The following is a 21581-nucleotide window of genomic DNA, read 5'->3' as shown; positions in this document are numbered from 1 at the left end:
TGCGGGTTTTCTACGACCGCCGAACACGCTCCGCAACCGCGGGAAGAGCCCCGCGAAGAGCCCCGCGAGGTTCACCTATCCGTGTGGCGTCCCCCCGCCCCGAAGCCCCCGAGCACCCCCGCAACACCCCTCAGGTGGACGCCGCGACCCCCACCCCGAGGAGCTCGATGGAGTACCCCCGAATCACCCTCCCGGCCCCACGGGGACCGTGAACGGCGGGGCGGCACCGGTCACTCTCCGCGCACGAAGGGGTCCGCGGTGAGGGCCCGCCACCTCCCCCGCGAGGGGGTGGGGGCGGGCCGGTGGGCCGGGGGCGGGGTGCCGGCGGGCGGGGGGCGAGGACGCGGGGCGGTGGCCGCCAAGCAATGGGCAGCGCGTAGCGATCTGCCGCGCCCCCGACACCCTGGGCTGCACTGTTCGTCCTCTGGTGCAGGTATCAGCCCCAGACGGTCGCCGGACGCCGGAACGAGAGGAGCGCGTAGCGATCTGGGGCGCTCGGGGGCTCCGCAGAGCGCTCGGGTCGGCCTTTCGTGCAGGTAGCCGCGCCCCTGGCCCGGAACGGCGGCCGCTGAGGGCCCGGATGCCCGGTCGGCCGACGCCCGGCCCCTCGCCTCAACGCTGACGAGGCCGCTGTCCCTCACCCTCTTCCCCGTGACCGTTCTTTTGGGGGTTTCCCGGCAGTCTTTCGGCTTTCCGGGGCGGGCCGGTCTGTCAAGGGTGGCCGAAGGCCATCGCGAAGCGACGCGACCGAAGGGAGCGCCCTTGACAGGCCGGCACGACACGGAAGGACGATGGGACTGACGGGAAACCCCCAAGGCCGCTCAGAGCCCGCCCCAGGGGACCCCGCCCTCCGGCACCCCGCCCACCCGCCCACCCACCCCCTCCCACCCGCACCCAGGAAGGCGGGTGGGCAACCCCCCGGCCCACCACCAACACAACCGGGGCCGGACACCCCTCGGTATCCGGCCCCGGCCGTCTCGTGCTGTGCTGCGTATGCCGTTACTTCTTGCGGCGCCGCCCGCCCGAGGCCTTCTGGGCCTTGCGGCGCTCCGCGCGGGTCAGGCCGTCGCCGCCGGAGGCGTCGGAGTCGAAGTCGCCCTCGACCACGCCGCCCTCACCGTCGACCGTCGGGGCCGAGAAGTGCAGGCGGTCCGGGCGCTGCGGGGCGTCCAGGCCCTTGGCGCGGATCTCGGGGCGGGCGGACGGGACCGGCTCCTTCACGAGGGACGGGGCCGCGTCCTGCACCGGGAGCTCCTCGACCTGCTGCTCGACCTGGACCTCCAGGTTGAACAGGTAGCCGACGGACTCCTCCTTGATGCCCTCCATCATGGCGTTGAACATGTCGAAGCCCTCGCGCTGGTACTCGACCAGCGGGTCCTTCTGGGCCATCGCGCGCAGGCCGATGCCCTCCTGGAGGTAGTCCATCTCGTAGAGGTGCTCGCGCCACTTGCGGTCCAGCACCGACAGGACCACGCGGCGCTCCAGCTCGCGCATGACCTCGGAGCCGAGGGCCTTCTCGCGCGCCCCGTACTGCTCGTGGATGTCGTCCTTGACGGACTCGGCGATGAACTCGGCGGTGATGCCCGCGCGGTCGCCGGCGGCCTCCTCCAGCTCCTCCACCGTGACCTTGATCGGGTAGAGCTGCCGGAAGGCGCCCCAGAGCCGGTCGAGGTCCCACTCCTCGGCGAAGCCCTCGACCGTCTCGGCCGAGATGTAGGCGTCGATGGTGTCGTCCATGAAGAAGCGCACCTGCTCGTGCAGGTCCTCGCCCTCCAGGACGCGGCGGCGCTCGCCGTAGATGACCTCGCGCTGGCTGTTGAGGACCTCGTCGTACTTCAGGACGTTCTTGCGGGTCTCGAAGTTCTGGGTCTCGACCTGGGACTGCGCGGAGGCGATCGCGCGGGTCACCATCTTGTTCTCGATCGGGACGTCGTCCGGCACGTTGGCCATGGCCATGACGCGCTCGACCATCTGGGCCTTGAACAGGCGCATCAGGTCGTCGCCCAGCGACAGGTAGAAACGGGACTCGCCCGGGTCGCCCTGGCGGCCGGATCGGCCGCGGAGCTGGTTGTCGATGCGGCGCGACTCGTGGCGCTCGGTGCCGAGGACGTACAGGCCGCCGAGCTCCTTGACCTCTTCGAACTCGGCCTTGACGGCCGCCTCTGCCCTGGCGAGCGCCTCGGGCAGGGCGTGCGCCCACTCCTCGATGTGCTCCTCCGGGTCGAGGCCGCGCTGGCGCAGCTCCGCCTCGGCGAGGTCGTCCGGGTTGCCGCCGAGCTTGATGTCGGTACCGCGGCCGGCCATGTTCGTGGCGACGGTGACGGCGCCGCGGCGGCCTGCCTGGGCGACGATCGTGGCCTCGCGCTCGTGCTGCTTGGCGTTGAGGACCTCGTGCGGGATGCCGCGCTTGGAGAGCTGCTGCGAGAGGTACTCGGACTTCTCGACCGAGGTGGTGCCGACGAGGATCGGCTGGCCCTTCTCGTGCTTCTCCGCGATGTCGTCGACGACGGCGGCGAACTTGGCGACCTCGGTCCGGTAGATGAGGTCGGCCTGGTCCTTGCGCTGCATGTCCCGGTTGGTGGGGATGGGGACGACGCCGAGCTTGTAGATCTGGTGGAACTCGGCGGCCTCGGTCATGGCCGTACCGGTCATGCCGGAGAGCTTCGAGTAGAGGCGGAAGAAGTTCTGCAGGGTGATCGTGGCGAGGGTCTGGTTCTCGTCCTTGATGTCCACCCCTTCCTTCGCCTCGATCGCCTGGTGCATGCCCTCGTTGTAGCGGCGGCCGGCGAGGATGCGGCCGGTGTGCTCGTCGACGATCATGACTTCGCCGTCGATGACGACGTAGTCCTTGTCGGCCTTGAAGAGTTCCTTGGCCTTGATCGCGTTGTTGAGGTAGCCGACGAGCGGGGTGTTCACCGACTCGTAGAGGTTGTCGATGCCGAGCCAGTCCTCGACCTTGGCGACGCCGGCCTCGTGGATGGCGACGGTGCGCTTCTTCTCGTCGACCTCGTAGTCGCCGGTCTCCTCGATGCCCTTGAGGGGGTTGCCGGCCTCGCCCTTGGTCAGGCGGGTGACCAGCTTGGCGAAGTCGGCGTACCACTTGGTGGCCTGGTCGGCCGGGCCGGAGATGATCAGCGGGGTGCGGGCCTCGTCGACGAGGATCGAGTCGACCTCGTCGACCACGGCGAAGTTGTGGCCGCGCTGCACCAGCTCGTCCTGCGACCACGCCATGTTGTCGCGCAGGTAGTCGAAGCCGAACTCGTTGTTGGTGCCGTACGTGATGTCGCAGTCGTACTGCTCGCGGCGCTGGGCCGGCGACATGTTGGCCAGGATGCAGCCGATGGACAGGCCCAGGAACTTGTGGACGCGGCCCATCATCTCGGAGTCGCGCTCGGCGAGGTAGTCGTTCACCGTGATCAGGTGGACGCCCTTGCCGGACAGCGCGTTCAGGTACGCGGGGAGCGTGCCGACGAGGGTCTTGCCCTCACCGGTCTTCATCTCGGCGACGTAGCCGAGGTGCAGGGCGGCGCCGCCCATGATCTGCACGTCGTAGTGACGCTGGCCGAGGACGCGCTTGGCGGCCTCGCGGACGGTGGCGAAGGCCTCCGGCAGCAGGTCGTCGAGGCTCTCGCCGTCCTGGTAGCGCTGCTTGTACTCGTCCGTGAGGGCCCGCAACTCGGCGTCGGAGAGGTTGACGAAGTCCTCTTCGATGGAGTTGACCTGGTCCGCGATGCGGTGCAGTTTGCGCAGGATCTTGCCTTCGCCTGCACGCATGAGCTTGTTGAAGACGGACACTGAGGCTGGTCTCCTTGCCGGTCGGGCCTGGGCACTTTACGTAGCCGGGCACGGCAGGTGGGCCCCACCGCAACGGCCATCGTAAGCGAGGACGTGGTCGCGTCGGGAGGTCCGCCGTGTCCGCAGGGCACGGGCGCCCGGAATGAGAACGTACGGGGGACGGATTCGGTGCCGGTGTGGACGAAAACCCCTCGCCCGGGTTACCCGGCGCCGCAACAATCCGTTCATGGAACCCGTCACGCTGACCACCGGGCGCCTCCTGCTGCGCCCCTTCGCCCCCTCGGACGCCGAGGAGGTGTACGCGGCCTGCCAGGACCCGGAGATCCAGCGCTGGACGCTGGTGCCCTCCCCGTACGAGCGGGAGCACGCCGAGGCCTGGGTCACGCACGTCTCGCGGAGCGCCTGGCTGGAGGACCGCGAGTACGGCTTCGCGGTCCGGCTCAAGGCCGAGGGCGCCGAGGGCGCCGAGGGTCCGCTGGTGGCGGCGGTGGGCGTGCACGTGCGCGGCCCCCGGGGGTACGAGGTCGGCTACTGGGCCGCGAAGGAGCACCGGGGCAGCGGCTACGTGGCCGAGGCCGTCGCCGGGGTGGCGCGGTGGCTGTTCACGGAGGTCGGCGCGGGCCGGCTGGAGTGGCGCGCCACCGTGGGCAACGCGGCTTCCCGGGCCGCCGCGGAGAAGGCCGGTTTCCGGTTCGAGGGCACCTTGCGCGGCGCGCTCGACCACCGCGGGACCCTGCGCGACTGCTGGGTCGCCGGACTCCTCCCGTCGGACCTCGGCCTGCCCTCCCGGCTGCCGTACCTGGCGTCGGCCGCCGGCTAGGTCCCCGGCAGAATCGCAGCCCATGGAGCCGATCACGCTTTGCACCGAGCGCCTCGTGCTGCGTCCCCACACTCCTGGGGACGCTGCCGAGGTGCACGCCGCCTGCCAGGACCCCGAGATCCAGCGCTGGATCTCGGTGCCCGTCCCCTACGAGCCCGCGGACGCGGAGAAGTACGTGACGCAGAGCGTCCCGGCCGGGTGGCGCGAGGACACCGCCTACAACTTCGCCGTCCGGCTCGGGGCCGACGGCCCGCTCGTCGCCACGCTCGCCGTGCACAGGACTGGCGCCCACACCCACGAGATCGGGTACTGGACCGTCGCCGGTCACCGGGGTCGCGGCTACATGGCCGAGGCGCTGGGGGCCGCCGTCCGCTGGGCGTTCGCCGAGGCGGGCGTCGTACGGCTGGTGTGGCGCGCCGCGGTCGGCAACGACGGCTCCCGCGCCGTCGCCGAGAAGGCGGGCTTCGTGGTCGAGGGCGTCCAGCGCGCCGGAATGGAACACGACGGCGCGCTGCTGGACTGCTGGGCCGGCGCGCTGCTCCCGTCCGACGTGGGCCTGCCCTCCCGGCTGCCGTACGGGCCCGCTGTCAGTGGCGCCGCCTAGGCTTCGGCGCATGACCAGCCTGCTGCCGCCGACCGTGTCCCTGTCCGCCGACGAGGCCCGCCGGATCGCCCTGCGCGCGCAGGGGTTCCTCGGGGCGCCCGACCGCCGGGGCGGGGTCCGGGGGGTGCTGCGCCACCTGGGGGCCGTGCAGCTGGACACCATCTCGGTCCTGGCCCGTTCGCACGAGCTGATCCCGTACGCGCGGCTGGGCGCGGTGGGGCGGGAGGCGGTGGAGCGGGCCTACTGGACCGACCGGCACGCCTTCGAGTACTGGTCGCACGCGGCGTGCGTCCTGCCGATCGAGGAGTGGCCGCACTTCGCGTTCCGCCGCCGCGTCAAGCGGGCGCACGGCTACCGCTGGCACAGGATGAAGGACAAGGACGCCTCCTGCGCGCTGGTCCTGGACAAGCTGCGCGCCGAGGGCCCGCTGACCTCCACCGACCTGGGCGGCGCGAAGAACGGCGGCCCCTGGTGGGACTGGTCCGAGACCAAGATCGCGGTGGAGTGGCTGCTCGACGCGGGAGACGTGGTGGTGACCGAGCGGCGCGGCTGGAAGCGGGTGTACGACCTGGCCGAGCGGGCCGTCCCGGACGCGCTGTTCCATGACGACCTGGAAGACCGCGAGTGCCTGCGCCGGCTGGTCGCGCTGGCCGGGCGGTCGCTGGGGGTCGGTACCCGCGCCGACATCGCGGACTACCACCGCCTCAAGGGCGAGCAGGTCGACTCGGTGATCGCGGACTCCGGCCTGGTGCCGGTGGAGGTCGAGGGCTGGGGGAAGCCCGGGTGGGCGGATCCGGAGGCGCTGGCCGCGGCGCCGCGCGGCCGTCACCGTACGACCCTGCTGTCCCCGTTCGACTCGCTGGTCTGGGACCGGCCGCGGACGGAGCGGATCTTCGGCTTCACGCACCGGCTGGAGGCGTACGTGCCCAAGCCGCAGCGGCTGCACGGGTACTTCGCGATGCCGCTGCTGGCCGGCGGGCGGCTCCAGGGCCGGGCCGACCCGGCCCGCGAGGGGCGGACGCTGGTGGCCCGCCAGGTCTCCCTGACGACGCCGAAGGCGGCGCCCGCGATGGCGCGGGCCCTGCGCGAGGCGGCGGAGTGGGTGGGCTGCGACGCGGTCCGGGTCGAGCGGGCGCAGTCGGCGGCCGAGGCGGCCGCGATCACGGCGGAGCTGGCGGCGCTGGGGGCCTGACGGCGGCGGCCCGGGGGCCCTGGGCTGACGGCGGCGCCCCCTCAGCGGATCTCCAGGATCTTCTCCCGCATCGCGTACACGACGGCTTCCATCCGGGAGTGCAGCTGGAGCTTCTCCAGGATGTTGCGGACGTGGTTCTTCACGGTGTTCTCGGAGATGAACAGCTGCTTGGCGATGTCCCGGTTGTTCATGCCGGTGGCGACCAGCTTGAGGACTTCGAGTTCCCGGTCCGTCAGCCGCGGCGCCGGGACCAGGCGCCGCTCGTCGGTGCGCTGGATCATCGACTTGAACTCGGTGAGCAGCTTCGACGCCATCGACGGGCTGATCTGCGACTGGCCGTCCGCGACCGCGCGGATCGCCGTCGCGACCTCGTCGGTGGAGATCTCCTTGAGGAGGTAGCCGGTGGCGCCCGCCTTGATCGCGTCGTAGAGGTCGGCCTCCTCGTCGCTGATCGTCAGCATGATGATCTTCGCGGAGGGGGCGACCTCCTTGATCGAGGTGCACGCCTCGATGCCGCCGCGCCGGGGCATCCGCACGTCCATCAGCACGATGTCGGGCAGCAGGTCGGCGGCCTTGTCCACGGCCTCCGCCCCGTCCCCGGCCTCGCCGACGACCTGGATGTCCTCCTCCTGGGCGAGGACGATCTCCAGTCCCCGCCGGAAGAGGGCGTGGTCGTCGACCACGAGCACCCGGATCGGCTCCCCGGCCGGGTCCTGCGCCCCATGACAGTCGGCGCCGTCGTCGTCGCGCGCCGGCCCGAAGCTGTCCGCCATCGTTCCTCCCCCTGCATGTGCTGAGCTGCTGGGCCAACCCGGCTGGGTCTGCCACCGGTTGACTGCCCGACATGATTCCATGCCCGCGCTGCGGGACGGGGTTCTGGCGGAATCCATATGGCTCATACGAGTCATACAGGTGCCCCTGCGGAACGGCGTGCGTTCCGCAGGGGCAATGGTTGAATTTCAGCCTCCGAGCGCGCCGCCCGCGCCCGCTCCCGAGGGCTCCGAGCTGGACGCCCCGTCGGGGTCCACGTGGATGACGCCGTAGTCGTAGGCGTGGCGCCGGTAGACGACGCTGGGCATCTTGGTCTCGGAGTCGACGAACAGATAGAAGTCGTGGCCGACCAGTTCCATTTCGTACAGAGCCTGGTCGAGCGACATCGGCCGCGCCGAGTGGGTCTTCTCGCGGACGATGAGCGGGCCTTCGCCCTGCACCTCCAGGGAACCGATCCGCTTGACCGGAACCCCTTCCTCCATGTCCTCGTAGACCGGCTCGCCGTTGCTGTTGAGGGTTGCGACGCCCGGCACGTGGTCGGCGACCTCGGCCGCCGAGAGCCGTCCGGTGCCACGGCGGGTGAAGCGCTTGTCGTGCTGCTTGCGCAGCCGGGCCTCCAGCTTGTCCTGTGCCAGGTCGAGCGCCGCGTACGGGTCGGCTGCGGCGGCCTCGGCCCGGATCACCGGGCCCCGCGAATGCAGGGTGATCTCCACGCGGTCGGAACGGTCGGCCTGGCGCGGGTTGTGCTCCTTGGACACCTCGACGTCCAAGCTGATCACCTTGGCGTCGAGCTTCTGGATCCGCTCCGGATTCAGCTTCTCGGCCACGTGCTTGCGGAACCGCTCGGGCACCTCGGTCTTGCGGCCCTTGACGACGATGTCCACGCAGAACTCCGTTCCCGGAGAGCCCCGCACCAGTCGGCGGAGCGCCTCCCTTTCGCACCAGGCTCCGGTGAACACCGGAGCCTCGGACTTGGCGACTTTCACCTCCTCCTCCCCCATCGGCAAGATCTACATCCCACCGACTTCGGAGTAGAGAGAGCCCCCCTCACAGGTACTGCACACGAAGATCCCAATAAACGGACGGACTGCTGCTCCGATACCCGGGGCCGAAGGTTCGCCAGTTCCTCACAACCGAACATATCTCTCAAAGCCGGTTGTCGGCACCCGCTACCGAAACGTACCTCCGATCAGGGGGGTCTTCCCTCTTACTACCTGCAACGATGCGCATTCCCCAGTGGTTCCAAATCTATTCACAAGATTTTTGCCCTGTCCGGGTTGCCGCCGTTCGCCGCGAAGGATCCGGCCGGAGCCGCCACCACGGCAGCAGCTTCCGCCCGCAGACCCGCCGCGCGCAATGCCCTCGCCGCCTCCGCGAGCGTGGCTCCGGTGGTGATCACGTCGTCCACCAGCACGATCCGAGCCCCCGCCGCCAGCGCGGCACCTCCCGGACGCACCTGAAGGGCCCCCGCGAGGTTCTCCCGCCGCTCCCGGGCCCCCAGGCCCGCCTGGTCCGCGACGGCCCGCCGCAGCCGCAGCACGGGCGCCACGCGCGCGGCGGCGCCCGCCCCGCGCAGCCGCCCGGACGCGGCCAGGGCGATCCGCCGGGCCGGGTCGTGCCCGCGCGCCCGCACCGCCCGCCGCGCGGACGGCACCGGGACCAGCACGAGCTCCGCCCCGCCCCGGGCGCCGCCTGCGGCGCCCGCGCGGGCCACCGCCGCCGCCAGGGCCGTCCCGAGCGGGCCGGCCAGGGGCAGCGCCCCGCGCTCCTTGTGCGCCAGCACGACGGCCCGTACGGCGTCCTCGTACCGGGCCCCCGCGTACACCGCGGGCAGCCCCGCCGGACCCGCCCGCCGCGCCGCGGGACGCACCCGCCGCGCGCCCGCACCGCTCAGGGCGTCCCGGCACGCCCCGCACAGCACCACGCGGGCCGTCCCGCAGCCGGCGCAGTCCGCCGGCAGGACCAGCCCGGCCAGCTCGCGCCACCACTCCCGCACCCGTCCACCCTGCCCCGCCGGGCGCGGGCCCGCGACCCCTGTGGACGACGGGCGCCCGGAGGAAGGCCCCCGGAGGAAGGCGGCTCAGCCCGGGTAGACCGGCAGCCGGCCGCCCGCCGCGACCGTGCGCCACTGCGCGCCCGACGGCAGCCACACGATGCCGTCCTCGCCGTAGCCCACCACCGGCTTGCCCTCGTCCTCCGAGGCCGCGATCGCGCTCAGCCCCGTCGCACCGGGCAGGCTCGCGGCGACCATCGAGCCGTCGGACAGCATGTAGCGGGCCTGGTCGACGCCGCCGCTCTCCCGGCCCACCACCAGCAGCCGGCCGCGCGGCGCCCAGCTCATCGCCGTCACCTCCGCCATCTGCGGGGCCGCCGGGCGCAGCTCGCGCACCGAGATCCGGGGGGAGTCGCCCTTGCCCTCGGGCCGTTCGATCCGCCCGATGAAGAGGTTCTTGCGGGTGCCCTCCTTCTCCACGAGGAGCGCGATGCGCACCCCGTCCGAGGAGGCCTTCAGACCGCTGATCCTCCCGCCGTCGAGCCCGGCGACGTCCACCTTCTGCGGGGTGCCGGTACCGCCGGGCACCCGCCACAGGCCCTGGGTCTGCGGGTCGAGGTCGGCGATCCACAGGTCGCCCTGGGCGTCCCAGCTGGGCGCGGTGAGCTTCCCGGACTTGCTGGTCAGCAGCGGCTGCTGCGGCATGGGGCCGGCCGTGGTCAGCGTCACCACGAAGAGGTTGTGGCCGTCGTCGGAGACGACCGCGGCACGCTTCTCGTCGTACGTCACGGCCGCCGAACCCACCTTGAAACCGGCGGCGGTCGCCAGCGGGCCGGGGGCCGGCTCCGGCTTGTCCTGCTGCTGCTCCTCGCTGTTGGCGTCGAGCATCATCCGGACGAGCCTGGCGTCCTTGTCCACGTAGTACTGGTGCTCGGGCGACGGCGTCCGGTTGGCGATGGCCGCCGCGGTCGAGCCGGTGACCCAGCACAGCGAGGACTTGCCGTCGGGCTTGAGCAGTTCGACCCGGTCCAGCTTTGAGGTCGTCAGGTCCCGGACGGTGTAGAGGAGTTGGGTGGCCATCTTCTGGCACTGCGTCTGGGCGACGTTCGAGGCGATGCCGTTGAGCGGGACGCGCAGGGTGTTCTGGCCGTCGTACGAGAGGGACTTGGTGCCCTCGCGCAGTTCGCTGCCGGTGGGGAACGCGGTGGAGACGACCGGGCCGAGCCACTTCGAGGGGCCGGTCAGCAGGGACTGCACGGTCTGCGTGGTCGGGTCCATGCGGGAGTCGGGGTCGGTGCGCTGGCGCACGTACAGCGGGTCGGCGACGAGGGTGTTGCCGGCGAAGTAGTACTTGTTGACGGGCTTGTAGATGCGCTGGAAGTCGGACTCGCTCAGGACGAGGTTGCTGGGCGGGGTCGCGATCCGCCACTGCTTGTTGACCTGGACCAGCTGGAGGTACTCCTCGTAGCGGCCGCCGCCGGTCTCCGGCTGGTAGGCGCTGCGCTCGTCCACGGTCGCGAGCTTCTTGCCGTAGATCTTCCAGCGCGGTTCCTCGGGCTCCTTGTCGCCCGGTGCGGGGACCCGGCCGAGGCCGGCGGAGAGGACGGTGACGGCGGAGCCGGGCCGCCAGTTCTCCGCGGCGCTCTGGGTGAGGTACTTGCGGGCCGTCGCGAGCTGGGGGTCGTCGCTGGTCATGGCTTCGAGGAAGCCGTCGACGATGTCGGCGGGGCTGGCCTTGTCGGCCGGCGGCACGCCGAAGACGCGGACCTGCGAGTCGACGCCCTGGGAGGCCTCCACCCGGCGGATCTCGCCGCGGTCGGGCATGGAGGCGCAGCCGCCGACCAGCAGGCCTACGGCGGCCAGGGCCAGCGCCGCCAGGGTGCCGCGGTGCCGTCCGGCAGCCCGGGGCCGACCGCTCCGTCCGGTCCGTCCGCTCCGTGCGTCCCGGCCGCCTGCCGGCGCGTGCTCGGCGCGCTCAGCGTCCTCCACCGGATCCATCCTCCTGTGCTGCGCTCTGGTCGGCGGGCCTGGCCACGACGCGGGAGCCGTTGCCGGGCAGCGCCGTGGGGTCGGCGGGTACCGGCAGGGCGGTGGTGACCGCCGGCCTGGGCGGTATCGGGTCGCGGTCGGGGCGCTCGGTGCGCCCCTCGGGGTGGCCGCCGGGCCCGCCGGCGGCACCCGCGCGGCCGGCCGCCTCGGCGGCTGCCTCGGCGGCGGCCCTGGCCCGGTTGCCGCGGGAGTCCTCGGGCTCCAGCGGGATCGGGGATCCGCGCAGGGGCTCGTCGGCGGTGCGGGGCAGGGTGAGACGGAACTGGGAGCCGCCGCCGGGCTCGCCCCAGGCCTGGAGCCAGCCGCCGTGCAGGCGGGCGTCCTCGACGGCGATGGACAGGCCGAGGCCGGTGCCGCCGGTGGTGCGCGCCCGCGCGGGGTCGGCCCGCCAGAAGCGGTTGAAGACGCGGGTGGCCTCGCCGGGCTTGAGCCCGACGCCGTAGTCGCGGACGGCGACGGCGACGGCGCCGCCGGCCGAGGCGAGGCGGACGACGACGTCGCGGCCCTCGCCGTGCTCGACGGCGTTGACGACGAGGTTGCGCAGGACGCGCTCGACGCGGCGGGCGTCGGCCTCGGCTATGACGGGCTGGGTGTCGCCGAGGACCCGGATCCGGGTGCCCTTGTGCTCGGCGAGGGGTTCGGCGCCGTCGATGACGCGGCGTACGACGTCCCGCAGGTCGATGGGCTCGGCCTGGAGGTCGGCGGCGCCCGCGTCGAAGCGGCTGATCTCCAGCAGGTCGGCGAGCAGCGACTCGAAGCGGTCGAGCTGTCCGGCGAGGAGCTCGGCGGAGCGTGCGGTGATGGGGTCGAAGTCGGCGCGGGCGTCGTGGATGACGTCGGCGGCCATGCGTACGGTCGTCAGCGGGGTGCGCAGCTCGTGCGAGACGTCCGAGACGAACCGGCGCTGCAACCGGGACAGGTCCTCCAGCTGCTGGATCTTGAGCTGGAGGTTCTGGGCCATCTTGTTGAAGGCCTCGCCCAGACGGGCGATGTCGTCCTCGCCGGTGACCTTCATCCGCTCCTGGAGCCGCCCGGCCGAGAGCCGCTCGGCGATGCCGGCGGCCATCCGGACGGGGGTGACGACCTGGCGCACCACGAGCCAGGCGATGGCGCCGAGCAGCACGACCACGAACACGCCGGCCGTGGCGATGGTGACCTTGACCAGGTTGAGGGACTCCTCCTCCTGGGTGAGCGGGAAGAGGTAGTACAGGTCGTACGGGTCGCCGTTGATGTCGGTGAGCCGCTTGCCGATGACCAGCGCGGGCTCCGGGGTCTTCTCCCCGGCCCCGGCGGTGTACCGGATCTGCCAGAAGGTCTTGAAGGTGCCGGTGGCGTGGTTGACGGACCGGCGCAGCGTGAGCGGGACGCTGGCGGTCGGGTCGACGTTGCCGGAGGCACGGGCGCCCTTGACGCCCTGGGCTCCGGGGGCGGTCTGCTCGCCGGTGCCGGTGCCCGCGCCGAGGGCGACCACCTCGAAGGCGGTCTGGCCGCCGCTGGCGAGCTGCTTGACGAGCGAGTTCATCCAGGTGCTGGCGTCCCGGCCGACCTTGTTGTCGGTGGCGTCGGGGCCGTCGACGGCGAAGGGCGTGTTCGCCTTCTCCTGTGCGACCGCGAAGCCTCCGGCCGCCTGGCTCTGGGCGGCCTCCTCCTTGGCGTCGAGGAGTCCCTTGGAGACCTGGGCGATGACGACGAAGCCGAGCGCGAGGACCACGGCGAGCGACATCAGCAGGGTGGCGGCGACCACCCGGAGCTGGATGTTGCGCCGCCAGATGCGGACAGCCGGAAGCAGCGGCCGGCGTACGAGGCGTACGAACAGCCGCAGGAGGGGGCCGCCGGGTGCTCCGTCGGCCATGTGACGGAGCTGCCGGCCGCCCCGCAGGGCTCCCCGCCGGGAGCCGCCCCGGGCCTTGCCGGGCTGCACGTCAGCTGGGTCCGGCCTTGTAGCCGACACCGCGCACCGTCACTACGATCTCGGGGCGCTCCGGGTCCTTCTCGACCTTGGAGCGGAGCCGCTGCACGTGCACGTTGACCAGGCGGGTGTCCGCCGCGTGCCGGTAGCCCCAGACCTGTTCCAGCAGCACCTCGCGGGTGAAGACCTGCCAGGGCTTGCGGGCGAGCGCGACCAGCAGGTCGAACTCCAGCGGGGTGAGTGCAATGGAGGCGCCGTCGCGCTTGACCGAGTGGCCGGCGACGTCGATGACCAGGTCACCGATGACGAGCTGCTCGGGTGCGGGCTCCTCCGACCGGCGCAGGCGGGCCCGGATGCGGGCGACCAGCTCCTTCGGCTTGAACGGCTTCACGATGTAGTCGTCGGCGCCGGACTCCAGGCCGACCACGACGTCCACGGTGTCGCTCTTGGCGGTGAGCATGACAATAGGCACGCCCGATTCGGCGCGGATCAGCCTGCACACCTCTATGCCGTCCCGTCCGGGCAGCATGAGGTCGAGCAGCACGAGGTCCGGCTTCGCCTCCCGGAAGGCAGCCAGTGCCTTGTCACCGTCCGCTACGAACGACGGCTCAAAACCTTCTCCACGCAGCACAATGCCGAGCATCTCGGCCAGCGCGGTGTCGTCGTCGACGACAAGGACGCGTCCCTTCATGGTTGACATCATCCCATTAGCTAATCGTTACCCGGCGGTGAGCTGTCCCACAGCCAAAAGGGCTGGAAATCGCCCCTCGGACCTGCGTGGAGATCAGGACGACCAGTCTGCCCCGGATCCGCGCGACAATTGAAGGGCGAGCGGCGCGCGATCCGGGGGGGGCGGCCGGTGATCCGGGGGACGGCCCGTCCGATCCGAGCGCCCCCATGGCACGATGGCAGCCGACCAGCGCGCCCGCCACGGCAGGTGCACGTGAAGGAGCGACGATGACTGACTCTCCGGGCTGGGCCGCGCCCGGATCCCCGTCCGACGGCCCGGGCTCCGACGCCGACCGGCCGACCGCTCAGCCGTCCGGCACCGCACCCGAGGGCACCTCCCCCGGCGAGGGCACCACGGGCCCCGACACCGCCGGCACCAAGTGGTCCGCCGCCCAGCCTCCGCCCGGCCCGGGGGTCCCCCCGGACGGAGTCTGGGGGAGGTCCAGCCCCGCACCCGGCCAGACCCCGCAGCCCCCCGCCCCGCCCGCACAGCAGCCGCAAGCCGGCTGGGGCACCCGCCCCGGCAGCCCGTACCAGTACCCCGGCGGCTGGGGCAGCACGCCGCCCGCCGCCAAGCCCGGCATCATCCCGCTGCGCCCCCTGGGCCTCGGCGAGATCCTCGACGGCGCCGTCGGCACCCTGCGCGGCCACTGGCGCTCCGTGCTCACCCTCAGCCTCGTCGTCGCCGCCCTCACCCAGATCGTCCTGCTCCTCGTCGAGCGCGTCTGGCTGAACGACCTCCCCGCGCCCGACGAGAACCTCACCCCCTCCCAGGCCGTCAAGGTCATGGGCGACACCGCCTTCGTCTACGCCTTCCAGTACTTCCTGGAGTTCCTCGCGCTGGTCCTGGTCACCGCCCTGCTCGCACCCGTCGTCAGCCGCGCGGTCATCGGCCAGACCTCCACCCTCTCCGGCACCCTGAAGGCCGTACGGCCCCTCACCGGACGCATGCTCGCCCTCACCGGCCTGCTGCTCCTCGGCGCCGTCGCCGCCGTCCTCCTGCCGACCCTCCCCGGCATCCTCACCGGCAGCGCCGCCCTCACCGCCCTCGGCATCCCCGTCGGCCTCGTGCTCCTCGCCTGGTTCTACGTCACCTTCGTGCTGGCCCCGCCCGCACTGATGCTGGAGCGCGGCTCCGCCGTCGCCGCCCTCAAGCGGTCCGCGAAGCTGGTCAAGGGCGCCTGGTGGCGCATCTTCGGCATCAGCCTGCTGACCTGGCTGATCCGCACCATCACCGCCATGGTGATCGTGATGCCCTTCGCCGGCATCGCCCTGATCGTGTCCCCCCAGGGCCTCTCCGGCCTGCTGGACGGCTCCATCGGCCTCAGCTGGACGTTCCTCGTCATCAGCGCGATCGGCGGCATCGTCGGCGCCACCGTCACCGTCCCCATGCAGACCGGCGTCACCACCCTCCTCTACGTCGACCAGCGCATCCGCCGCGAAGCCCTCGACCTGGAGCTCGCCCGCGCCGCCGGCCTCGACGGCTACGGCACCCCGAGCACCGCCGAACGGCCCGGAGGCTGACGCACCGATGAGCACGGGGGGACTCATCACCACCGCCGCAGGCGACACACCACCACTCACCACCCCGCGCGACGCCGCCCGCGAGGCGGCCGAACGCGAGCTGGCCAAGCCCGCCTACCACCAGGACGAGCCCGGGCTGCTCCAGCGCGCCCTGGACCGCTTCTGGGACTGGCTCGGAGACTTCTTCGACCGCGCCTCCGGAGCCACCCCCGGCGGCTGGGCCGGCCTCCTCACCATCGCCGTACTGGTCCTCCTCGTCATCGCCGCCCTCTGGTGGCGGCTCGGCACCCCCCGCCGCACCGCCACCACCACCGGCACCCTCTTCGACGAGGGCCCCCGCAGCGCCGCCGACCACCGCACCGCCGCCGACGCCCACGCCGCCGCCGGCCGCTGGACCGAAGCCGTCCAGGAACGCATGCGCGCCGTCGTCCGCGCCCTGGAGGAACGCACCCTCCTCGACCCCCGCCCCGGCCGCACCGCCGACGAGGCCGCCGCCGAAGCCGCCCTCTCCCTCCCCGAGCACGCCGCCGGCCTCCACGCCGCCGCCCGCACCTTCGACGACGTCACCTACGGCGGCCGCACCGCCGACGCGGACACCTACGCCCGCCTGCGCACCCTCGACCTCACCCTGGAACGCGCCAAGCCGCTCCTGACGGGACCCACCGCATGACCGGCCCCACGACCACCACCGGCGCCACCGGCCCGACCTCCACCGCCCCCACCGCCGCCCAGCGCTGGGCCCGCGCCCGCGGAATCCTCCTCGGCCTCGCCGTCCTCGTCTCCGCCGCCGTCGCACTCGCCGCACTCCAGGCCGGCGACCACCACGGCCGCCTCGACCCCCGCTCCGCCGACCGCGACGGCAGCCGCGCCCTCGCCCAGCTCCTGCGCGAACGCGGCGTCACCACCCGCGTCGTCACCAGCGCCGAGGAAGCCGCCGCGGCGGCCGGCCCCCGCACCACCCTCCTCATCACCGACCCCGACCTCCTCGGCGAACCCCAGCGACGCGCCGTACGCTCCGCCATCGACCTCTCCGGCGGCCGTACCGTCCTCATCTCCCCCACCAGCCTCAGCCTCCCCGACCTGGCCCCCGCCACCCACACGAAGTCCTTCGCCCACCGCGACGACCTCGACCCCGGCTGCGCCCTCCCCGCCGCCACCACCGCCGGCCGCGCCGGCACCGGCGACGGCCTCCGCTACACCACCACCCACCCCGGAGCCACCGCCTGCTACCCCAGCGACGGCAACCCCACCGTCCTCGTACTCCCCAGCACCACCAAGGGCGGCGACACCGTCCTCCTCGGCTCCGAACGCCCCCTGCTCAACCAGCACCTCGCCGAACAGGGCAACGCCTCCCTCGCCCTCCAGCTCCTCGGCTCCCGCCCCGACCTCGTCTGGTACCTGCCCACCCTCGCCGACATGCCCGCCGACGGCCCCGCCGAGGAGAAGAGCCTCCTCGACCTCGTCCCCTCCGGCTGGCTCTGGGCCCTGCTCCAGCTCTTCGCCGCCGCAGCCCTCGCCGCCCTCTGGCGCGCCCGCCGGCTCGGCCCCCTCGTCACCGAGGACCTGCCCGTCGCCATCCGCGCCTCCGAGACCACCGAGGGCCGCGCCCGCCTCTACCGCAAGGCCTCCGCCCGCGACCGCGCCGCCACCGTGCTGCGCGCCGCCGCCCGCGAACGCCTCGCCGCACTGGTCGGCGTACCGCCCGCCCAGGCCCACGACCCCGCAGCCCTGGTCCCCGCCGTCGCCGCCCGCCGGCCCGCGGCCACCGGCCCGGACACGGCCACCACCCTCTTCGGCACCACCCCCGCCGACGACGCGGCACTCGTCGCGCTCGCCGACCACCTCGACGCCCTCGAAAGAGAGGTCCGCACCTCATGACGGCCACCACGGACAGCGCCCGCTCCTCCCTGGAAGCGCTCCGCACCGAAATCTCCAAGGCCGTGGTCGGCCAGGACTCCGCCGTCACCGGACTCGTCGTCGCACTCCTGTGCCGCGGCCACGTCCTCCTCGAAGGCGTCCCCGGCGTCGCCAAGACCCTCCTCGTCCGCGCCCTCGCCGCCTCCCTCGACCTCGACACCAAGCGCGTCCAGTTCACCCCCGACCTGATGCCGAGCGACGTCACCGGCTCCCTCGTCTACGACGCCCGCACCGCCGAGTTCTCCTTCCAGGACGGCCCCGTCTTCACCAACCTCCTCCTCGCCGACGAGATCAACCGCACGCCCCCCAAGACCCAGTCCTCCCTCCTGGAGGCCATGGAGGAGCGTCAGGTCACCGTCGACGGCACCCCCCGCCGGCTCCCCGACCCCTTCCTCGTCGCCGCCACCATGAACCCGGTCGAGTACGAGGGCACCTACCCCCTGCCCGAAGCCCAACTGGACCGCTTCCTCCTCAAACTGACCGTCCCTCTGCCCTCCCGCGAGGACGAGATCGGCGTCCTGACCCGGCACGCCGCCGGCTTCGACCCCCGCGACCTGCACGCCGCCGGCATCCGCCCCGTCGCGGGCGCCCGGGAACTCGAAGCCGCCCGCAAGGCCGTCGAGGACACCACCGTCTCCCCCGAGATCGCCGCCTACGTCGTCGACCTCTGCCGCGCCACCCGCGAATCGCCGTCCCTCACCCTCGGCGTCTCCCCGCGCGGCGCGACCGCCCTCCTCGCCACCTCCCGCGCCTGGGCCTGGCTCACCGGCCGCGACTACGTCACCCCCGACGACGTCAAGGCCCTCGCCCTGCCCACCCTGCGCCACCGCGTACAGCTCCGCCCCGAAGCCGAGATGGAGGGCGTCACCGCCGACTCCGTCATCTCCGCGATCCTCACCCACGTCCCCGTCCCCCGCTGATGGCCCTCACCGGACGCGCCGCCCTCCTCGCGGCCCTCGGCAGCCTCCCCGTCGGCCTCCTCGAACCCGGCTGGACGGGACTCCTCGCCGTCAACGGCACCATCGGCCTGGCCTGCGCGGTCGACTACGCCCTCGCCGCCCCCGTACGCGGCCTGCGACTCACCCGAACGGGTGCCACCGCGATCCGCCTCGGCGAGACCGCCGACGTCCACCTCACCGTCACCAACCCCGGCACCCGCACCCTGCGCGCCCGCCTCCGCGACGCCTGGCCCCCCAGCAGCTGGCACCCCGGCACCGAAACCGACGCCTCCCGCCACGCGCTGACCGTCCCCGCCGGCGAACGCCGCCGCGTCACCACCCGCCTGAGCCCCACCCGGCGCGGCGACCGCAAGGCCGCCCTCGTCACCATCCGCTCGTACGGGCCGCTCGGCCTGTGCGCCCGCCAGGGCAGCCACGACGTCCCCTGGACGGTCCGCGTCCTGCCGCCCTTCACCAGCCGCAAGCACCTCCCGTCCCGCCTCGCGCGCCTGCGCGAACTCGACGGCCGCACCAGCCTCCTGACCCGCGGCGAGGGCACCGAATTCGACAGCCTCCGCGACTACGTACCCGGCGACGACACCCGCTCCATCGACTGGCGCGCCACCGCCCGCCAGCTGAAGGTCGCCGTCCGCACCTGGCGCCCCGAACGCGACCGCCACATCCTGATCTGCCTCGACACCGGCCGCACCTCGGCCGGACGCGTCGGAGACGCCCCCCGGCTGGACTCCGCCATGGACGCGGCCCTGCTGCTGACCGCCCTGGCCACCCGCGCCGGCGACCGCGTGGACCTCCTGGCCCACGACCGCCGCCCCCGCGCCCAGGTCCAGGCCCGCTCGGCCGCCGACACCCTCCCGGCCTTCGTCAACGCCATGGCCGGCCTCGAACCCGAACTGGTCGAGACGGACGCCCGCACCCTGGTCTCCACCATCCTCCGCAGCGCCCCGCGCCGCTCCCTCGTGGTCCTGCTGACGAGCCTGGACGCGGCCCCCGTCGAAGAGGGCCTCCTCCCGCTCCTCCCCCGGCTCACCCAGCGCCACACGGTCGTCCTGGCCTCCGTGGCCGACCCCCACATCGCCGCGATGGCCGAGTCCCGCGGATCCCTGGACGCCGTCTACGAGGCCGCAGCGGCCACCCAGACCCAGTCCCAGCGCCGCCGCACCGCGGACCAACTCACCCGCCACGGCGTCCACGTCGTCGACGCCACCCCGGACACCCTGGCCCCCGCCCTGGCAGACGCCTACCTGGCCCTGAAGGCCGCCGGCCGCCTCTGACCCTGGATACGGTGGAGCCGGCACCCACCAGGAGGACACCATGGCCGACCTCACTCCAGAGCAGATGCGCCGCCTGCACGACTTCGCGGAGCAGCTCTCAGAGCTGGCCGAACACCAGGAAGACCAGTGGAAGGTGCAGACCACCGACGGTCAGATCTTCCTCACGATGATGAGCCCCACCGCTCCCCACGGCCTGAACGTGGTGAGGCTGCGCCGCCAGATCGAGGCCCAGACCCCCGAGGTGATGGCCCTCAACGACACGAACATGGGCGACCCGGTGACCGGCCTGACGAAGGTCCCGGACCTCATGGTCATCGCGGAGGAGGACACCGACGACACCGCGAAGGTCGTCAACTCGCGCGACGTCCTGATGGTGGTGGAGGTCGTCTTCCGTACGAACTCCCTGACCGACATCCGCGACAAGCTGCACGACTACCCGAGGATGGGCCTTCCCCTCTACGTCGTGGTGGACCCCCGCAAGGACAGGAAGACCGTGACGGTGCACAGCGACCCGTCGGAAGGCCCTGACGGCATCCGCTACCGCAAGAAGGTCCCGCACGCCTTCGGGGACACCGTCACCGCCGGCCGGTGGACGCTCGACACGAGCAGCCTGAAGGCCTATCCCGCCGACTGGTGAAGCGAGCAGGGCCGTTTTCTGCCCGAACGGACCCTGAACGCAGAAAAGCCCCGCACCATAAGGTGCGGGGCTTTTCCACAATGATTGTTCGGCGGCGTCCTACTCTCCCACAGGGTCCCCCCTGCAGTACCATCGGCGCTGAAAGGCTTAGCTTCCGGGTTCGGAATGTAACCGGGCGTTTCCCTAACGCTATGACCACCGAAACACTATGAAGTTGAACTCAAGCCGGCAAGGCGAGTTCGTTACTTCAGAACTAACACAGTGGACGCGAGCAACTGAGGACAAGCCCTCGGCCTATTAGTACCAGTCAGCTCCACCCGTTACCGGGCTTCCACATCTGGCCTATCAACCCAGTCGTCTACTGGGAGCCTTACCCTCTCAAGGAGGTGGGAATACTCATCTTGAAGCAGGCTTCCCGCTTAGATGCTTTCAGCGGTTATCCTTTCCGAACGTAGCCAACCAGCCATGCCCTTGGCAGGACAACTGGCACACCAGAGGTTCGTCCGTCCCGGTCCTCTCGTACTAGGGACAGCCCTTCTCAATATTCCTACGCGCACAGCGGATAGGGACCGAACTGTCTCACGACGTTCTAAACCCAGCTCGCGTACCGCTTTAATGGGCGAACAGCCCAACCCTTGGGACCGACTCCAGCCCCAGGATGCGACGAGCCGACATCGAGGTGCCAAACCATCCCGTCGATATGGACTCTTGGGGAAGATCAGCCTGTTATCCCCGGGGTACCTTTTATCCGTTGAGCGACGGCGCTTCCACAAGCCACCGCCGGATCACTAGTCCCGACTTTCGTCCCTGCTCGACCCGTCGGTCTCACAGTCAAGCTCCCTTGTGCACTTACACTCAACACCTGATTGCCAACCAGGCTGAGGGAACCTTTGGGCGCCTCCGTTACCCTTTGGGAGGCAACCGCCCCAGTTAAACTACCCATCAGACACTGTCCCTGATCCGGATCACGGACCGAGGTTAGACATCCAGCACGACCAGAGTGGTATTTCAACGGCGACTCCACAACCACTGGCGTGGCTGCTTCAAAGTCTCCCACCTATCCTACACAAGCCGAACCGAACACCAATATCAAACTGTAGTAAAGGTCCCGGGGTCTTTCCGTCCTGCTGCGCGAAACGAGCATCTTTACTCGTAGTGCAATTTCACCGGGCCTATGGTTGAGACAGTCGAGAAGTCGTTACGCCATTCGTGCAGGTCGGAACTTACCCGACAAGGAATTTCGCTACCTTAGGATGGTTATAGTTACCACCGCCGTTTACTGGCGCTTAAGTTCTCAGCTTCGCAACCCCGAAAGGTCACTAACCGGTCCCCTTAACGTTCCAGCACCGGGCAGGCGTCAGTCCGTATACATCGCCTTACGGCTTCGCACGGACCTGTGTTTTTAGTAAAC

The 21581-nt window shown here is 71.7% G+C and carries 16 protein-coding genes and 2 rRNA genes (1 of these 18 cut by a window edge); 9 read left to right on the top strand and 9 right to left on the bottom strand.

All coding sequences use genetic code 11. From position 1 onward, the window contains the following. Positions 1 to 999 precede the first annotated feature (999 nt). Complete coding sequence (gene secA, locus OG553_RS20885; RefSeq protein ID WP_405980441.1) at positions 1000 to 3795, bottom strand: preprotein translocase subunit SecA; 2796 nt, start codon at positions 3793 to 3795, stop codon at positions 1000 to 1002. Between the two features lie 226 nt (positions 3796 to 4021). Between secA and OG553_RS20880 the strand changes: the two genes are divergently transcribed. From OG553_RS20880 to OG553_RS20870, 3 genes are read left to right on the top strand one after another with little or no spacing between them, the layout of a single operon-like run. Further along, a complete protein-coding gene (locus OG553_RS20880; protein WP_405980440.1) occupies positions 4022 to 4615 on the top strand; it encodes a GNAT family N-acetyltransferase in 594 nt (197 codons plus the stop codon). A 22-nt stretch (positions 4616 to 4637) separates the two neighbouring features. Beyond that, positions 4638 to 5219: a GNAT family N-acetyltransferase gene (locus tag OG553_RS20875; RefSeq protein WP_405980439.1), complete on the top strand. Its 582-nt coding sequence runs from the start codon at positions 4638 to 4640 to the stop codon at positions 5217 to 5219. A 10-nt stretch (positions 5220 to 5229) separates the two neighbouring features. Beyond that, the gene (locus tag OG553_RS20870) at positions 5230 to 6411 is read left to right on the top strand and encodes a winged helix-turn-helix domain-containing protein (RefSeq protein WP_405980438.1); all 1182 of its coding nucleotides are present in this window, start codon (positions 5230 to 5232) and stop codon (positions 6409 to 6411) included. 41 nt (positions 6412 to 6452) lie between these two features. Here the strand turns inward: OG553_RS20870 and OG553_RS20865 are convergent, their stop codons facing one another. The 6 genes from OG553_RS20865 to mtrA all read right to left on the bottom strand — a co-directional run bounded on the left by OG553_RS20865 (position 6453) and on the right by mtrA (position 13836). After that, positions 6453 to 7184: a response regulator gene (locus OG553_RS20865; RefSeq protein WP_401252267.1), complete on the bottom strand. Its 732-nt coding sequence runs from the start codon at positions 7182 to 7184 to the stop codon at positions 6453 to 6455. Between the two features lie 186 nt (positions 7185 to 7370). After that, on the bottom strand, positions 7371 to 8066 hold the full coding sequence (hpf, locus tag OG553_RS20860; protein ID WP_405983095.1) for a ribosome hibernation-promoting factor, HPF/YfiA family: 696 nt from the start codon (positions 8064 to 8066) through the stop codon (positions 7371 to 7373). Between the two features lie 368 nt (positions 8067 to 8434). Then, positions 8435 to 9178 carry a ComF family protein gene (locus OG553_RS20855; protein ID WP_405980437.1) on the bottom strand — a complete coding sequence of 248 codons (744 nt, stop codon included), beginning with the start codon at positions 9176 to 9178 and terminating at the stop codon, positions 8435 to 8437. An 84-nt stretch (positions 9179 to 9262) separates the two neighbouring features. Beyond that, complete coding sequence (locus OG553_RS20850) at positions 9263 to 11164, bottom strand: LpqB family beta-propeller domain-containing protein (RefSeq protein WP_405980436.1); 1902 nt, start codon at positions 11162 to 11164, stop codon at positions 9263 to 9265. Next, positions 11151 to 13076 carry an MtrAB system histidine kinase MtrB gene (gene mtrB, locus OG553_RS20845; protein WP_405983094.1) on the bottom strand — a complete coding sequence of 642 codons (1926 nt, stop codon included), beginning with the start codon at positions 13074 to 13076 and terminating at the stop codon, positions 11151 to 11153. The genes OG553_RS20850 and mtrB overlap by 14 nt, the downstream gene beginning before the upstream one ends. 70 nt (positions 13077 to 13146) lie before the next feature. After that, entirely contained in the window at positions 13147 to 13836 is a 690-nt protein-coding gene (mtrA, locus tag OG553_RS20840; protein ID WP_007264442.1) for a two-component system response regulator MtrA, read from the bottom strand. 254 nt (positions 13837 to 14090) lie between these two features. On the opposite strand from mtrA, the gene OG553_RS20835 reads away from it, so the two are divergent. Genes OG553_RS20835 through OG553_RS20810 form a run of 6 tightly spaced genes read left to right on the top strand, consistent with a single transcriptional unit; the run spans position 14091 to position 20170 of the window. Further along, entirely contained in the window at positions 14091 to 15386 is a 1296-nt protein-coding gene (locus tag OG553_RS20835; protein WP_405980435.1) for a hypothetical protein, read from the top strand. A gap of 7 nt (positions 15387 to 15393) precedes the next feature. Beyond that, on the top strand, positions 15394 to 16056 hold the full coding sequence (locus tag OG553_RS20830) for a DUF4129 domain-containing protein (protein ID WP_405980434.1): 663 nt from the start codon (positions 15394 to 15396) through the stop codon (positions 16054 to 16056). After that, entirely contained in the window at positions 16053 to 17264 is a 1212-nt protein-coding gene (locus tag OG553_RS20825) for a DUF4350 domain-containing protein (protein ID WP_405980433.1), read from the top strand. The genes OG553_RS20830 and OG553_RS20825 overlap by 4 nt, the downstream gene beginning before the upstream one ends. Beyond that, positions 17261 to 18223, top strand: coding sequence for a MoxR family ATPase (locus tag OG553_RS20820; protein WP_362471065.1), 963 nt, complete (start codon positions 17261 to 17263; stop codon positions 18221 to 18223). The genes OG553_RS20825 and OG553_RS20820 overlap by 4 nt, the downstream gene beginning before the upstream one ends. Further along, on the top strand, positions 18223 to 19533 hold the full coding sequence (locus OG553_RS20815; RefSeq protein WP_405980432.1) for a DUF58 domain-containing protein: 1311 nt from the start codon (positions 18223 to 18225) through the stop codon (positions 19531 to 19533). Before OG553_RS20820 ends, OG553_RS20815 begins: the two co-directional genes overlap by 1 nt. 40 nt (positions 19534 to 19573) lie before the next feature. Then, complete coding sequence (locus tag OG553_RS20810; protein WP_405980431.1) at positions 19574 to 20170, top strand: Uma2 family endonuclease; 597 nt, start codon at positions 19574 to 19576, stop codon at positions 20168 to 20170. 86 nt (positions 20171 to 20256) lie between these two features. Here OG553_RS20810 and rrf read toward each other — a convergent pair. Together rrf and OG553_RS20800 are read right to left on the bottom strand one after the other, a co-directional pair. Next, positions 20257 to 20373: ribosomal RNA gene (gene rrf / locus OG553_RS20805) — 5S ribosomal RNA — on the bottom strand. Between the two features lie 74 nt (positions 20374 to 20447). Beyond that, positions 20448 to 21581, bottom strand: a 23S ribosomal RNA gene (locus tag OG553_RS20800); it runs 1984 nt beyond the window's last position.

It is taken from the genome of Streptomyces sp. NBC_00158, from assembly GCF_045160885.1.
Taxonomy (GTDB): domain Bacteria; phylum Actinomycetota; class Actinomycetes; order Streptomycetales; family Streptomycetaceae; genus Streptomyces.
This window is presented reverse-complemented; position numbering and strand designations above follow the sequence as displayed.

Bases quoted from the DNA above. Each gene is read 5' to 3' on its own strand.
- OG553_RS20880 (WP_405980440.1), top strand. From the start codon at position 4,022: ATGGAACCCGTCACGCTGACCACCGGGCGCCTCCTGCTGCGCCCCTTC.
- OG553_RS20875 (WP_405980439.1), top strand. From the start codon at position 4,638: ATGGAGCCGATCACGCTTTGCACCGAGCGCCTCGTGCTGCGTCCCCAC.
- OG553_RS20870 (WP_405980438.1), top strand. From the start codon at position 5,230: ATGACCAGCCTGCTGCCGCCGACCGTGTCCCTGTCCGCCGACGAGGCC.
- OG553_RS20865 (WP_401252267.1), bottom strand. From the start codon at position 7,184: ATGGCGGACAGCTTCGGGCCGGCGCGCGACGACGACGGCGCCGACTGT.
- mtrB (WP_405983094.1), bottom strand. From the start codon at position 13,076: ATGGCCGACGGAGCACCCGGCGGCCCCCTCCTGCGGCTGTTCGTACGC.
- mtrA (WP_007264442.1), bottom strand. From the start codon at position 13,836: ATGATGTCAACCATGAAGGGACGCGTCCTTGTCGTCGACGACGACACC.
- OG553_RS20835 (WP_405980435.1), top strand. From the start codon at position 14,091: ATGACTGACTCTCCGGGCTGGGCCGCGCCCGGATCCCCGTCCGACGGC.
- OG553_RS20830 (WP_405980434.1), top strand. From the start codon at position 15,394: ATGAGCACGGGGGGACTCATCACCACCGCCGCAGGCGACACACCACCA.
- OG553_RS20825 (WP_405980433.1), top strand. From the start codon at position 16,053: ATGACCGGCCCCACGACCACCACCGGCGCCACCGGCCCGACCTCCACC.
- OG553_RS20820 (WP_362471065.1), top strand. From the start codon at position 17,261: ATGACGGCCACCACGGACAGCGCCCGCTCCTCCCTGGAAGCGCTCCGC.
- OG553_RS20815 (WP_405980432.1), top strand. From the start codon at position 18,223: ATGGCCCTCACCGGACGCGCCGCCCTCCTCGCGGCCCTCGGCAGCCTC.
- OG553_RS20810 (WP_405980431.1), top strand. From the start codon at position 19,574: ATGGCCGACCTCACTCCAGAGCAGATGCGCCGCCTGCACGACTTCGCG.